Raw genomic sequence first — 12,835 nt, forward strand, 5'->3', positions numbered from 1 at the left:
CGGCGTGCGCTGCAATGGGCGGAACACCACAAGGAGTCCCCCATGCATGCCTTCGAACTCGACCCGGACATGCTGACGCTGGCCGGCGTCTTCTACCCGACCGGCTACGTGTTCGCGATGTTCCCGACCGAGCAGGATGCCCGCAGCACCGGCGAGGCGCTGGAGCGCGAAGCCCTGTCGGAGAAGCCGGTCATGCTGCTGTCGCCGCAGCAGATCCTGGAAAAGGTGGTGCGTACCGTAGGCAGCGCAGACATCCCCCTGCCCTCGGCCGGCACCGAGGCGGCCACCGTGCGCCAGTACGCAGCGCTGGCTGGCCAGGGCCATTGGGCGGTGATGGTGCATGCGCCAGATGCGGACGACACCGAGGCCGTCATGCGCGTGGTGCGCCAGGCGCCGTTCTCGTTCGCCGAGAAGTACCGCCGCCTCGTGATCGAAGACCTGGCCTGAGCCGCCTCAGGGCGCAGGGGTAGGCAGCGGCTTGGCCTTGCTGGGCTCGGCGGCGTTGCGCCGCAACACGGCGGCCTTGCGTTCCTCAGCTTCGCGCACGCGCGCTGCATTGCGCCGCGCCTCTTCCTCGCCATGCGCAGCCTTTTCTGCGCGCTGCGCCTCGTCTTGCGCATGGCGCTGCTGCTTGTGCTCCATGCGCTCCTGGTGCTGGCGGATGGCAGCTTCGTCGGGCACACGCGGCGCAGGTTCGGCCGCCTGCGGGAGCTTGCCGCCACCGGGCCGCGGCACGGCATGGGGTGCGCGCGGGTCGGCGACGGGCCGATCGGCCTGGTCCACCGTGCGCGCGCGGCTCTTCTCCTCGAGACCGTCCAGGCGCTCGGCTGCGCGCCGTTGCCGCTCGCTGTCGTTGAGCACGATCTCCTGGCGCCGCAGGTCGGCCATGGCCTCGCGCTGCCATGCCAGGTTGCGGTTCAGGCAGTCGTTGACCGCGAAGCGCTGGTGGCAGGCGCGTTCCTCCGCCGCAAAGCGCGTGGCGATCGCCGCGCGCTCGCTGGTGATGCGCGCACGCTCGGCCGCCACCTGCTCAGGGCCCATGGGAGTGGAGCTCTGGCCCCAGGCCTGGGCAGCGCACAGCAGCGCCAACGCGGCGCACAGGCGTGCGGCCTTCATGTGAGCCCCGTGTCCACGGTGCGGTGCTCCAGCGCGAGGAATTCGACGGATTGCATTTCGTTCAAGCGTGACACGGTTCGCGGGAACTCGTGGGCCAGAGGGCCTTCCGTATACAGCTCCTCGGGCAGCACGGCGGCAGACATGATGAGCTTGACCCGCCGGTCGTACAGCACGTCGACGAGCCAGGTGAAGCGCCGGGCTTCGGAGGCCATGCGCACCGGCATGGCCGGCACGTCGGACAGCAGCACGGTGTGGAAGCGGCTGGCCAGTTCCAGGTAGTCGTTCTGCGAGCGCGGGCCGCCGCACAGCGTGCGGAAGTCGAACCACACCACGCCGCCAGCCTTGCGCCGCGCACGGATCTCGCGCGCCTCGATGTGCAGCAGCGGGTCTTCGTCGCTGTGGTCGGCCAGGCGGTTGAAGGCCTCGGTCATCTGCGCATCGGCCTCGGGACCGAGCGGTGTGTGGTAGAGCTTGACCTGCTCCATGGTGCGGCGCCGGTAGTCGGTACCGTTGTCCACGTTGACCACCTCCATCTGCGCGTTCAGCAACGCGATGGCGGGCAGGATGCGGTCGCGGTGCAGGCCATCGGGGTACAGGCCGTCCGGCATGAAATTGGACGTGGTCACGAAGCCCACGTCGTTGTCGAACAGCGACTGCAGCAGCCGGTGCAGGATCATCGCGTCCGTGATGTCGGCGACGTGGAACTCGTCGAAGCAGATCAGCTTGTAGCGCTTGGCGATGCGCCGGCCGAGTTCGTCCAGCGGGTTCACCGTGCCCTGCAGGTCCACCAGTTCGCGGTGCACCTCGCGCATGAACTCATGGAAGTGCAACCGCGTCTTGCGCTTGATCGGCACGGCGTTGAAGAAGCAGTCCATCAGGAAGCTCTTGCCGCGCCCCACCCCGCCGTACATGTAGACGCCCTTGGGAATGGGCAGCCGGTGGATCAGCTTCTTGAACGCGTTGGAACGCTTGTCCTTGTAGGCCGCCCATTCGGCGGCGCAGCGCTCCAGCGCGTCCACTGCGCGCAGCTGCGCAGGGTCGCTCTGGTAGCCGCGGGCGGCCAGCTCCGCGTCGTAGGCCGCCCGTACCGGGCCTGTCATCCGTGGGCCGGCTTCAGAAGTTCAGCGTGCGCTTGTCGACGGCCAGCGCAGCTTCCTTGGTCGCCTCGGACAACGACGGGTGCGCGTGGCAGATGCGGGCGATGTCTTCGGCGCTGGCCTTGAACTCCATGGCCACCACGGCTTCGGAGATCAGCTCGCTGACTTGCGGGCCCACCATGTGCACGCCCAGGATCTCGTCGGTCTTGGCATCGGCCAGGAACTTGACCATGCCGGTCGTGTCGCCCAGCGCGCGCGCGCGGCCGTTGGCCAGGAACGGGAAGGTGCCGGCCTTGTAAGCCACGCCATCGGCCTTGAGCTGCTGCTCCGTGCGGCCGACCCAGGCGATCTCGGGGCTGGTGTAGATGACCCAGGGCACGGTGTTGAAGTTGACATGCCCGTGCTGGCCGGCGATGCGCTCGGCCACGGCCACGCCTTCTTCCTCGGCCTTGTGCGCGAGCATGGGGCCGCGCACCACGTCCCCGATGGCCCACACATTGGGCAGGCTGGTCTTGCAGTCGTCGTCCACGACGATGGCGCCGCGCTCGTCGAGCTTCAGCCCCACGGCCTCGCCGTTCAGGCCGATGGTGTTGGGCACGCGGCCGATCGAGACGATCAGCTTGTCCACGTCCAGCTGCTGGGCTTCGCCCTTGGCATTGGTGTAGGCCACCGACACACCGCCCTTGCCGGCCTTGACTTCGCCGACCTTGACGCCCAGCTCGATCTTCAGGCCCTGCTTGTCGAAGGCCTTCTTGGCCTCCTTGGCGATCTGCTCGTCGACCGCGCCGAGGAAGGTCGGCAGGCCTTCCAGGATGGTGACTTCTGCGCCCAGGCGGCGCCAGACCGAGCCCATCTCCAGGCCGATCACGCCGGAGCCGATCAGCGCGAGCTTCTTGGGCACCGCGCCGACGCGCAGCGCGCCGTCGTTGGACAGCACGGTCTCCTCGTCGAAGGGCACGCCCGGCAGCGCGCGGGCGTTCGAGCCCGTGGCCAGGATGATGTGCTTGCCGGTGATGGATTCTTCCTTGGCGCCGGCGACCTTGATCTCGTAGGCGCCAGCCTCTGCCTTGGTGAACGAGCCGCGGCCGTGGAAGAAGGTGACCTTGTTCTTCTTGAACAGGTACAGGATGCCGTCGTTGTTCTGCTTCACGACGCTGTCCTTGCGGGCCAGCATCTTGGCGACGTCGATCTTGACGTCGGAGACGCTGATGCCATGGTCGGCGAAGTGCTTGTTGGCGTGCTCGAAGTGCTCGGACGATTGCAGCAGCGCCTTGGAGGGGATGCAGCCCACGTTGGTGCAGGTGCCGCCCGGGGCCGGGCCGCCCTTGCCGTTCTTCCACTCGTCGATGCAGGCGACCTGGAAACCGAGTTGGGCGGCGCGGATGGCGGCGATGTAGCCGCCGGGGCCGCCGCCGATGACGACGACGTCAAATGCTTGGGACATGGTGAGAGATTCCTGAATTCAATGGAACAACGCCCCGGGGGCGGGGCGTTGGCTGGAGCTGGCTGCGGTCAGATGTCGAACAGCAGGCGCGAGGGATCTTCCAGCGCTTCCTTCATCGCCACCAGGCCCAGCACGGCTTCGCGGCCGTCGATGATGCGGTGGTCGTAGCTCATCGCCAGGTAGTTCATCGGGCGGATCACGATCTGGCCGTTCTCCACCACCGCGCGGTCCTTGGTCGCATGCACGCCCAGGATGGCCGACTGCGGCGGGTTGATGATGGGCGTGGACAGCATCGAGCCGAAGGTGCCACCGTTGGAGATGGAGAAGGTGCCACCGGTCATCTCTTCGATGCCCAGCTTGCCGTCGGCCGCCTTCTTGCCGTACTCGGCGATCTTCTTCTCGATCGCAGCGAAGCTCATCTGGTCTGCATTGCGCAGGATGGGCACCACCAGGCCGCGCGGCGAACCGACCGCGATGCCGATGTCGAAGTAGCCGTGGTAGACGATGTCGTTGCCGTCCACGCTGGCGTTCAGCACCGGGTACTTCTTGAGCGCGTGCACGGCCGCCTTCACGAAGAAGCTCATGAAGCCGATCTTGACGCCGTGCTCCTTGGTGAACTGGTCCTGGAACTTCTTGCGCATGTCCATGACCGGGGCCATGTTCACTTCGTTGAAGGTCGTCAGGATGGCGTTGGTCGACTGCGACTGCAGCAGACGCTCGGCCACGCGGGCCCGCAGGCGGCTCATGGGCACGCGCTGCTCCGGGCGATCGCCCAGGTTCGGCGCCGAGGGGGCGGCCACCTGCGGCAGCACGCTCTTGGGCGCGCCGGTCGGAATGGCGACCGGAGCGGCGGCGGGCTTGGCGGCGCCGGCGGCCACGGCACCCAGCACATCGCCCTTCGTGACGCGGCCGTCCTTGCCGGTGCCGGCCACGGCGCTGGCGGACAGGTTGTTCTCGGCCAGCAGCTTGGCAGCGGCCGGCATGGCCACGTCGCCCTTGCTGCCGCCAGCCGCGGGGGCTGCAGCAGCGGGTGCGCTGGCGGCGGCCGGCGCGGGGGCGGCGGCAGCAGCTGCCGGAGCCGCGGCGGGAGCCGCAGCGCCGGCCTTGCCTTCGGTGTCGATCTTCGCGATCAGCTGCTCGGCGATGACGGTGGCGCCGTCGCCTTGCACGATCTCGGCCAGCACGCCGGCGGCGGGCGCTGGCACTTCGAGCACGACCTTGTCGGTCTCGATCTCGATCAGGATCTCATCGATGGCCACGGCCTCGCCGGCCTTCTTCTTCCACTGCAGCATGGTGGCTTCGGCCACCGATTCCGACAGTTGCGGAACCTTCACTTCAACGATCGCCATTTTTCTGTTTCCGTTGTCTTGTTCGAACAATGCTTACTTGGTCAGCACGAAGCCCTTGAGCTTGGCAAAGGCGGCATCCACGAGGGCCTTTTGCTGCTCCTGGTGCAGGTGGGCGTAGCCGACGGCGGGAGACGCAGAGGCGGCGCGGCCGGCATAGCCGAGCTTCTGGCCTTCGCTCATGTTTTCGTGGATGTAGTGCTGCACGAAGAACCAGGCGCCCTGGTTCTGCGGCTCGTCCTGGCACCACACCACGTCCACCAGGCTCGGGTACTTCTTGAGCTCGGTGGCGAAGGCCTTGTGCGGGAACGGGTACAGCTGCTCGACGCGGATGATGGCCACGTCGTCCGTGCCGCGCTCCTCGCGCTTCTTGACCAGGTCGTAGTAGACCTTGCCCGAGCAGGCGATCACGCGCTTGACCTTGGCCGCGTTCTTGGCCACGGCTTCGCTCTGGTCGGGGATGACGGTCTGGAACGTGCCCTTGGTGAACTCGGTCAACGGCGAGGTCGCGTCCTTGTTCCGCAGCAGCGACTTGGGCGTCATGATGATCAGCGGCTTGCGCAGGTTGCGGACCTGTTGGCGGCGTAGCACGTGGAAGATCTGGCTCGCCGTGGTCGGCTGCACGATCTGCATGTTGGTGTCGGCAGCCAGCTGCATGAAGCGCTCCAGGCGGGCCGAGCTGTGCTCGGGGCCCTGGCCTTCGTAGCCGTGCGGCAGCATCAGCGTGATGCCGTTGACGCGGCCCCACTTCACTTCGCCGGAAGCGATGAACTGGTCGATCACCACCTGCGCGCCGTTGACGAAGTCGCCGAACTGGGCTTCCCAGATCACCAGCGTGTTCGGGTCGTTGGAAGCGTAGCCGTATTCGAACCCCAGCACCGCCTCTTCGGACAGGATGGAGTCGATCACGACGAAGGGCGCCTGGCCATCGGCCGCATGGTGCAGCGGCGTGTAGGTGCCGGTGTCCCACTTCTCGCGGTTCTGGTCATGGATCACGGCGTGGCGGTGCGTGAAGGTGCCGCGGCCGCAGTCCTCGCCCGACAGGCGCACGGGGTAGCCGCTGGCCACCAGCGAGGCGAAGGCCATGTGCTCGCCCATGCCCCAGTCCACGTTGATCTCGCCGCGGCCCATGGCGGCGCGGTCGGCATAGACCTTCTTGACCAGCTGGTGCGGCGTGACGCTTTCGGGGATGGTCGTGATGCGCTCGGCCAGGCGCTTCCACTCGGTGAGCGGAATCGCCGTGTCGCCGGCATCGGTCCAGCGCTTGTTCAGGAACGGCGCCCAGTCGACCGCGTACTTGCTCTTGAAGTTGCTGATCGTGATGTCTTCGGCGTGCTTGCCCGCGTCCATGGCGGCGCGGTAGGCGCGGGCCATGTCGTCGCCCAGCGTGTCGCCCAGGCCCTGCGCGGCCAGCTTGTCGGCGTACAGCTTGCGCGTGCCGGGATGCTGGGCGATCTTCTTGTACATCAGCGGCTGCGTCAGGCTGGGCGTGTCCTGCTCGTTGTGGCCCAGCTTGCGGAAGCAGACGATGTCGACGACGACGTCCTTGTTGAACTCCTGGCGGTAGTCCAGCGCGAGCTGGGTGGCCAGCACCACGGCTTCCGGATCGTCGCCGTTCACGTGCAGCACGGGGGCCTCGATCATCTTGACGACGTCGGTGCAGTACAGCGTGGAGCGGCTGTCGCGCGGGTCGCTGGTGGTGAAGCCGATCTGGTTGTTGATGACGATGTGGACCGTGCCGCCGGTGTAGTAGCCGCGCGTCTGGGCGAGCGCCAGCGTTTCCATGATCACGCCCTGGCCGGCGAAGGCCGCGTCGCCGTGCACCAGCACGGGCAGCACGGTGTCGCCTTCGGTGTCGCCGCGGCGGTCCAGGCGGGCCTTGACCGAGCCCTCGACCACGGGGTTCACGATCTCCAGGTGCGAGGGGTTGAAGGCCAGCGACAGGTGGACCGGGCCGCCAGGCGTGGACACGTCGCTGGAGAAGCCCTGGTGGTACTTCACGTCACCGGAGGGCAGGTCTTCCGGCGCGGTGTGGTCGAACTCGGCGAACAGGTCGGCGGGCAGCTTGCCGAGGATGTTGACCAGCACATTCAGGCGGCCGCGGTGGGCCATGCCGATCACGACTTCCTGCACGCCGCGCTGGCCGGCCAGCTGCACCAGCTCGTCCATGGAGGCGATGAAGCTCTCGCCGCCTTCCAGCGAGAAGCGCTTCTGGCCCACGTACTTGGTGTGCAGGAAACGTTCCAGGCCCTCGGCCGCGGTCAGGCGGTCCAGGATGTCCTTCTTCTTCTGGGCGTCGAAGCTGGGCTTGCTGCGGATGGTTTCCAGCTTCTGCTGCCACCAGCGCTTCTCGGTCTGGCTGGTGGCGTACATGTACTCGGCGCCGATGGTGCCGCAATACGTTTCGCGCAGCGCGTTCGTCAGGTCGCGCAGGGACATCGTCTCCTTGCCGAAGAACGTGTTGCTGGTGTTGAAGACGATTTCCTGGTCGGCGTCGGAGAAGCCGTAGAACGACAGCTCCAGCTCGGGAATGTCGTCGCGCACGTCGCGCTTCAGGGGGTCCAGATCGGCCCAGCGTGCGCCCACGTTGCGGTAGGCGGCGATGAGCTGCTGCACCGCGGTGCGCTTGCGGCCCATCTCGGAGTCGGCACCGCTGGCCACCACGACAGTGGTCTGGCCCTGCTTGGCGCGTTCGGCGAATGCATTGACCACCGGCAGATGCGGCACGTCGCGCATGTTGGAGCCGTCCACGGCCGGCACATGCTGCAGCGCATCGAAGTACTCGCGCCAGTTGTCTGGGACGCTGCCCGGGTTGGCGAGGTAGTTCTCGTACAACTCTTCGACATAGGGCGCGTTGCCCCCGAAGAGATAGGTGTTGTTCAGGTACGCCGAATAGATCGACGGTGGCGTGGCACTCATTGCGCTGACCTCCGTTCCCCTCTGGGGAACATGAGCTGGTGGATTGACCTTCCGCGACACGGCTGAACCGGTTGGCGGATGCGACTGTGGCTGGGAAGGGCCTTAGTTCGGCGCGCGATTATCACACCATCCGCAGCAGGCCGTCGGCACGTCCACGGCTGTTGCGCCGATCTCACGCGCACGGGTGCGGATCTCAGCGTCCCACCACGTCCCTGATCTGCTGCAAGGCGCCGGGGTCTTCCATGGTCGTGAGGTCGCCTGTGTCGCGGCCTTCGCAGACGGCCTGGATCGCGCGGCGCAAGAGCTTGCCGCTGCGCGTCTTGGGCAGCACGCCGACGAACTGCACGCGCGCCGGCCGCGCCAGCGCGCCGAGCTGGCCGTCCACGACCTTCATGATCTCGCCCTCCAGCCTCTGCTTCGCCGCATCGTCGGCCAGCCCGCCCGCATCGCGCGGGACGACGAAGGCCATGGCCACCTGGCCCTTGAGCGCATCGGCCACGCCGACCACGGCGACCTCGGCCACGTTGGGGTGGCCGGAGATGCTCTCCTCGATCTCACGCGTGCCCAGGCGGTGGCCGGCCACGTTGATCACGTCGTCGGTGCGGCCCAGGATGTAGTAGTAGCCGTCGGCATCGCGCACGCCCCAGTCGAAGCTGCTGTAGACGCGCCTGCCGGGGATGCTGTCCCAGTAGGTCTTGACGAAGCGGGCGTCGTCGCGCCAGACGGTCTGCATGAAGCCCGGCGGCGTCGGGCCCTGGATGACGAGCACGCCCTTGCGGTCGGGGCCCTCCAGCTCCTCGCCCGTGGCCTCGTCGAGCAGCCGCACGTCGAAGCCGTACATGGGCACGCCGGGGCTGCCGAACTTGCTGGCTTGCTTCTCCACGCCGTTGGCCACCGTCATGAGAGGCCAACCGGTCTCGGTCTGCCAGTAGTTGTCGATGATGGGCACGCCCAGCGCATCGGCGATCCAGCGGCCCGTGGGCTCGTCCAGCGGCTCGCCGGCCAGGAACAGCGCCTTGAGGCTGGAGACGTCATATTTCTTCAGGTAGGCCGGGTCTTGCTTCTTGAGCACGCGCACGGCCGTGGGCGCGCTGAACATGACCGACACTCGGTACTTCTCCACCAGCGACCACCAGATGCCCGGGTCGTTGCCGCCGTCCAGCCCGCGCGTGGGCAGGCCTTCGTACAGGATGGTGGCCATGCCGCCGATCAGCGGGCCGTAGACGATGTAGCTGTGCCCCACGACCCAGCCGATGTCGCTGGTGCAGAAGAAGGTCTCGCCCGGCTTGCCCATGAAGATGTGCGGCAGGCTGGCGGCCAGCGCCACGGCATAGCCGCCGGTGTCGCGCTGCACACCCTTGGGCTTGCCCGTCGTGCCGCTGGTGTACAGCGTGTAGCTCGTGTGCGTGGCATCGACCCAGGTGCACGGCACGACGGTGTGCAGATGCTGTGCGCGCAGCGCGGCGTAGTCGTGGTCGCGGCCCGCCGTGCGCTCCATGGGTGCCAGGCCGCGGTCGACCAGCAGCACGGCCGGTGGCTTGTGGCGCGACAGGCGGATGGCCTCGTCCAGCAGCGGCTTGTAGGGGATCACCTTGCCGCCGCGCGAGCCCGCGTCGGCGCTCACGATCACCTGGGGTTCGGCGTCCTCGATGCGCGAGGCCAGCGAGCCCGAAGCGAAGCCGCCGAACACCACCGAGTGGATCGCACCGATGCGCGCGCAGGCCAGCATCGCGAACACGGCCTCGGGCACCATGGGCATGTAGATCTGCACGCGGTCGCCCTGCCCCACGCCCAGGGCCAGCAGCGCGGCCGCCATGCGCTGCACCTCGGCATGCAGTTCGGCGAAGCTGTAGGTCTTCTCCACGCCGGTCTCGGTGGAGACATGGATCAGCGCGGCCTGCCCGGCGCGCGTGGCCAGGTGGCGGTCCATGGCGTTGTGGCACAGGTTGGTGGTGCCGCCTGCGAACCAGCGCGTGAACGGCGCGCGGCTGTCGTCGCAGATGGTCTGCGGCGCCTGCTGCCAGTCGATGAGCCGGGCCTGCTCGGCCCAGAATGCATCGCGGTCTTCGAGCGAGCGGCGGTAGAACTCTGCGTAGTCGGACATGTTTCCTCAGCTTGGTGGAATGCGGGCGCGCGCAGCATGCCCGCAGGGGTGGCGCCCCCGCAATCGGGTGTTGCACTCGGATACGCCGCTGGCACAATTTGTCGATGCCCGCCGCCATGCATGCCGACCCCCTTGTCCGCCGAGGAATGCGGACGTGAGCCCGCGGGACAAGCCAGCCATCTTCCAGCTGCTGGCCCTGCTCGAGGCCCGCTATGCCGTGCGGGTGCTGTGGGCGCTGCGCGATGGCCATGCCCAGACCTTCCGGCTGCTGCAGGACAGCGTGGGCGGTGTCACGCCCAACACGCTGAACACGCGCATCAAGGAGTTGCGCGAGGCCGGCCTGCTCACGCACGGCGCCGAGGGCTACCTGCTCACGCCGGCCGGCACCGACCTGGTCCGCCGGCTCGGTGAGTTGCCGGCTTTCGCCCAAAAGTGGGCAGCCGGCCGGCCGCGCAAAGAGCCCACCACCACGCCACCCCCCACCACTGACGGAGGAGAAACCGATGCACCACCACCTGCGGCCTGAAGCCGTGCTGCCCGAGGACCACGAAGACGCCGTGCTGATCGGCCGCGTCTGGCAGGAAGGCCTGGGCGCCGTGCTGGTCCAGGTGCGCGCCGACGGCGTGTACGACCTCTCGCGCCTGGACCCGACCTGCAGCGCGCTGCTCGAACACGACGACCCGGCCGCCGCCGTGCGGGAACATGGCGGCGAGCGCATCGCCGACACCGCGGCCGTGCTGGCCAACTCGGCCTGGGACGCGCGCGACCCCGCCCTGCCCTGGCTGCTGGCCCCGTGCGACCTGCAGGCCGTCAAGGCGGCGGGCGTGACCTTCGTCGCCTCCATGCTCGAGCGCGTGATCGAGGAGCAGGCCCGCGGCGATGCGGGCCGTGCCGAGGCCGTGCGCCGCGCCGTGGTCGGCGTGATCGGCGACAACCTGGCCAGCATCCGGCCCGGCTCGGACGAGGCCATGCGGCTCAAGGAGGTGCTGATCGCCCAGGGCGCCTGGTCGCAGTACCTGGAGGTCGGCATCGGCCCGGACGCCGAGATCTTCACCAAGTCGCAGCCGCTCAGCGCCGTGGGCACGGGCGCCGAGGTCGGCATCCATCCCGGCAGCGCCTGGAACAACCCCGAGCCCGAGGTCGTGCTGGCCATCGACAGCAACGGCCGCGTCAAGGGCGCTGCATTGGGCAACGACGTGAACCTGCGCGACTTCGAAGGCCGCAGCGCGCTGCTGCTGGGCAAGGCCAAGGACAACAACGGTTCGTGTGCGATCGGCCCGTTCATCCGGCTGTTCGACGGGCAATTCGGCATCGACGACGTGCGCCGCACCGACCTCTCCATGCGCGTCACCGGCGAAGACGGCTTCGCCATGGACGGCGCCAGCAGCCTGACCAAGATCAGCCGCGACCCGCTGGACCTGGCGGGCCAGGCCATCGGCAAGAACCACCAGTACCCCGACGGCCTGGTGCTGTTCCTGGGCACCATGTTTGCCCCCACGCAAGACCGCAACGGCCCGGGCCAGGGCTTCACCCACGCCATCGGCGATGTCGTCACGGTGGCCACACCGCGCCTCGGCCTGCTGGCCAACCGGGTCAACCACTGCGACAAGATCGCCCCCTGGACCTACGGCGCCGGCGCGCTGATGCGGGACCTGGGCCGCCGGGGCCTGCTGGCATAATCTGCGGCTTTTCGGCGCCCCTTTTCGGGGCGCCTGCACTTTCAGGAGCCCACATGACCACCACCGCTTCCGGCCTGCAATACGAAGACACGACCGTGGGCTCCGGCGCCGAGGCCAAGCCCGGCCAGCATGTCACCGTGCACTACACGGGCTGGCTCTACAAGGACGGCCAGCAAGGCGCCAAGTTCGACTCCAGCCGCGACCGCAACGACCCCTTCGAGTTCGGCCTGGGTGCCGGCATGGTCATCCGCGGCTGGGACGAAGGCGTGGCCGGCATGAAGGTCGGTGGCCAGCGCACGCTGATCATCCCGGCCGAACTCGGCTACGGCGCGCGGGGCGCCGGCGGCGTGATCCCGCCGAACGCCACGCTGAAGTTCGACGTGGAACTGCTGGCCGTCTCCTGAGCGCGGCCAGCACCGCACGGGCCGGCAACTCGCCGGCTTTTTTTCGCCTTCCGTGCGGCTCGACCCTTGAAACGACAGGGTCAATCCCTAACTGTTAGCCGTTGTGACCTTTTTCAAGCCATTCAAGCGCATGACAGACCCGACCCAACCGAACGACAAGTCCGCCGAGCCCTCTGCCTACACCCCCGAGGAACGCGAGGCCGCGGCATTCGCTACCGAAGCCGATGTGCTGGCGCAGACCCAGGCCGAACTGGCCTCGCTGAAAGCCAAGAGCGCCGAACTGGCCGACCAGTTCCTGCGGGCCAAGGCCGAAGCCGAGAACGCCCGCCGCCGCGCCGAGGACGAGATCGCCAAATCGCGCAAGTTCGCCGTCGAGGGCTTTGCCGAAAGCCTGCTGCCGGTGATGGACAGCCTGGAAACAGGCCTGGCGCACACCGATGCGACGGTCGCCCAGGTGCGCGAAGGCGCCGAGGCCACGCTGCGCCAGCTCAAGAGCGCGCTGGAGCGCAACAAGGTGTTGCAGATCAACCCCGCCGCCGGCGAGAAGTTCGATCCGCACCAGCACCAGGCCATCAGCATGGTGCCCGGCACCGCCCAGGAACCCAACACCGTGGTCAGCGTGCTGCAAAAGGGATACCTGATCGCCGACCGCGTGCTGCGCCCGGCGCTGGTGACGGTCGCTGCGCCGCAGTGATCTGCACCGCCAATCCACCGCGCACCCACTTG

The 12,835-nt window shown here is 68.0% G+C and carries 11 protein-coding genes; 5 read left to right on the forward strand and 6 right to left on the reverse strand.

Annotated elements, in window-relative coordinates:
* Positions 1-42 precede the first annotated feature (42 nt).
* Entirely contained in the window at positions 43-447 is a 405-nt protein-coding gene (locus tag DES41_RS14625; protein WP_114468358.1) for an RNA-binding protein, read from the forward strand.
* Positions 448-453: 6 nt separating this feature from the next.
* On the opposite strand, the gene DES41_RS14630 is transcribed toward DES41_RS14625, so the two are convergent.
* From DES41_RS14630 to DES41_RS14655, 6 genes are all read right to left on the reverse strand, one after another.
* Positions 454-1,116 carry a hypothetical protein gene (locus DES41_RS14630; protein WP_114468359.1) on the reverse strand — a complete coding sequence of 221 codons (663 nt, stop codon included), beginning with the start codon at positions 1,114-1,116 and terminating at the stop codon, positions 454-456.
* On the reverse strand, positions 1,113-2,216 hold the full coding sequence (gene zapE, locus DES41_RS14635; RefSeq protein WP_114468360.1) for a cell division protein ZapE: 1,104 nt from the start codon (positions 2,214-2,216) through the stop codon (positions 1,113-1,115). The genes DES41_RS14630 and zapE overlap by 4 nt, the downstream gene beginning before the upstream one ends.
* Positions 2,217-2,229: 13 nt before the next feature.
* A complete protein-coding gene (lpdA, locus tag DES41_RS14640; RefSeq protein ID WP_114468361.1) occupies positions 2,230-3,657 on the reverse strand; it encodes a dihydrolipoyl dehydrogenase in 1,428 nt (475 codons plus the stop codon).
* Between the two features lie 68 nt (positions 3,658-3,725).
* Positions 3,726-5,006, reverse strand: a complete 1,281-nt coding sequence (odhB, locus tag DES41_RS14645; protein ID WP_114468362.1) for a 2-oxoglutarate dehydrogenase complex dihydrolipoyllysine-residue succinyltransferase — start codon at positions 5,004-5,006, stop codon at positions 3,726-3,728.
* 33 nt (positions 5,007-5,039) lie between these two features.
* Positions 5,040-7,922, reverse strand: a complete 2,883-nt coding sequence (locus tag DES41_RS14650) for a 2-oxoglutarate dehydrogenase E1 component (protein ID WP_114468363.1) — start codon at positions 7,920-7,922, stop codon at positions 5,040-5,042.
* Between the two features lie 193 nt (positions 7,923-8,115).
* Positions 8,116-10,026, reverse strand: coding sequence for a propionate--CoA ligase (locus DES41_RS14655; RefSeq protein WP_114468364.1), 1,911 nt, complete (start codon positions 10,024-10,026; stop codon positions 8,116-8,118).
* A 154-nt stretch (positions 10,027-10,180) separates the two neighbouring features.
* Between DES41_RS14655 and DES41_RS14660 the strand changes: the two genes are divergently transcribed.
* From DES41_RS14660 to grpE, 4 genes are all read left to right on the forward strand, one after another.
* A complete protein-coding gene (locus DES41_RS14660; protein ID WP_245965703.1) occupies positions 10,181-10,552 on the forward strand; it encodes a winged helix-turn-helix transcriptional regulator in 372 nt (123 codons plus the stop codon).
* The gene (locus DES41_RS14665) at positions 10,530-11,705 is read left to right on the forward strand and encodes a fumarylacetoacetate hydrolase family protein (protein ID WP_114468366.1); all 1,176 of its coding nucleotides are present in this window, start codon (positions 10,530-10,532) and stop codon (positions 11,703-11,705) included. Before DES41_RS14660 ends, DES41_RS14665 begins: the two co-directional genes overlap by 23 nt.
* Positions 11,706-11,758: 53 nt before the next feature.
* Positions 11,759-12,109: an FKBP-type peptidyl-prolyl cis-trans isomerase gene (locus DES41_RS14670; protein WP_114468367.1), complete on the forward strand. Its 351-nt coding sequence runs from the start codon at positions 11,759-11,761 to the stop codon at positions 12,107-12,109.
* A gap of 130 nt (positions 12,110-12,239) precedes the next feature.
* The gene (gene grpE, locus DES41_RS14675) at positions 12,240-12,803 is read left to right on the forward strand and encodes a nucleotide exchange factor GrpE (protein ID WP_114468439.1); all 564 of its coding nucleotides are present in this window, start codon (positions 12,240-12,242) and stop codon (positions 12,801-12,803) included.
* Positions 12,804-12,835 lie beyond the last annotated feature (32 nt).

The organism is Pseudorhodoferax soli (assembly GCF_003337555.1).
In the GTDB taxonomy this organism is placed as follows: Bacteria; Pseudomonadota; Gammaproteobacteria; order Burkholderiales; family Burkholderiaceae_C; genus Pseudorhodoferax; species Pseudorhodoferax soli.

Excerpts from the sequence above, each read along its gene's own strand:
- DES41_RS14650 (WP_114468363.1), bottom strand. The coding sequence starts at position 7,922 with ATGAGTGCCACGCCACCGTCGATCTATTCGGCGTACCTGAACAACACC.
- lpdA (WP_114468361.1), bottom strand. The coding sequence starts at position 3,657 with ATGTCCCAAGCATTTGACGTCGTCGTCATCGGCGGCGGCCCCGGCGGC.
- odhB (WP_114468362.1), bottom strand. The coding sequence starts at position 5,006 with ATGGCGATCGTTGAAGTGAAGGTTCCGCAACTGTCGGAATCGGTGGCC.
- DES41_RS14665 (WP_114468366.1), top strand. The coding sequence starts at position 10,530 with ATGCACCACCACCTGCGGCCTGAAGCCGTGCTGCCCGAGGACCACGAA.
- grpE (WP_114468439.1), top strand. The coding sequence starts at position 12,240 with ATGACAGACCCGACCCAACCGAACGACAAGTCCGCCGAGCCCTCTGCC.
- DES41_RS14655 (WP_114468364.1), bottom strand. The coding sequence starts at position 10,026 with ATGTCCGACTACGCAGAGTTCTACCGCCGCTCGCTCGAAGACCGCGAT.
- zapE (WP_114468360.1), bottom strand. The coding sequence starts at position 2,216 with ATGACAGGCCCGGTACGGGCGGCCTACGACGCGGAGCTGGCCGCCCGC.
- DES41_RS14670 (WP_114468367.1), top strand. The coding sequence starts at position 11,759 with ATGACCACCACCGCTTCCGGCCTGCAATACGAAGACACGACCGTGGGC.
- DES41_RS14630 (WP_114468359.1), bottom strand. The coding sequence starts at position 1,116 with ATGAAGGCCGCACGCCTGTGCGCCGCGTTGGCGCTGCTGTGCGCTGCC.
- DES41_RS14625 (WP_114468358.1), top strand. The coding sequence starts at position 43 with ATGCATGCCTTCGAACTCGACCCGGACATGCTGACGCTGGCCGGCGTC.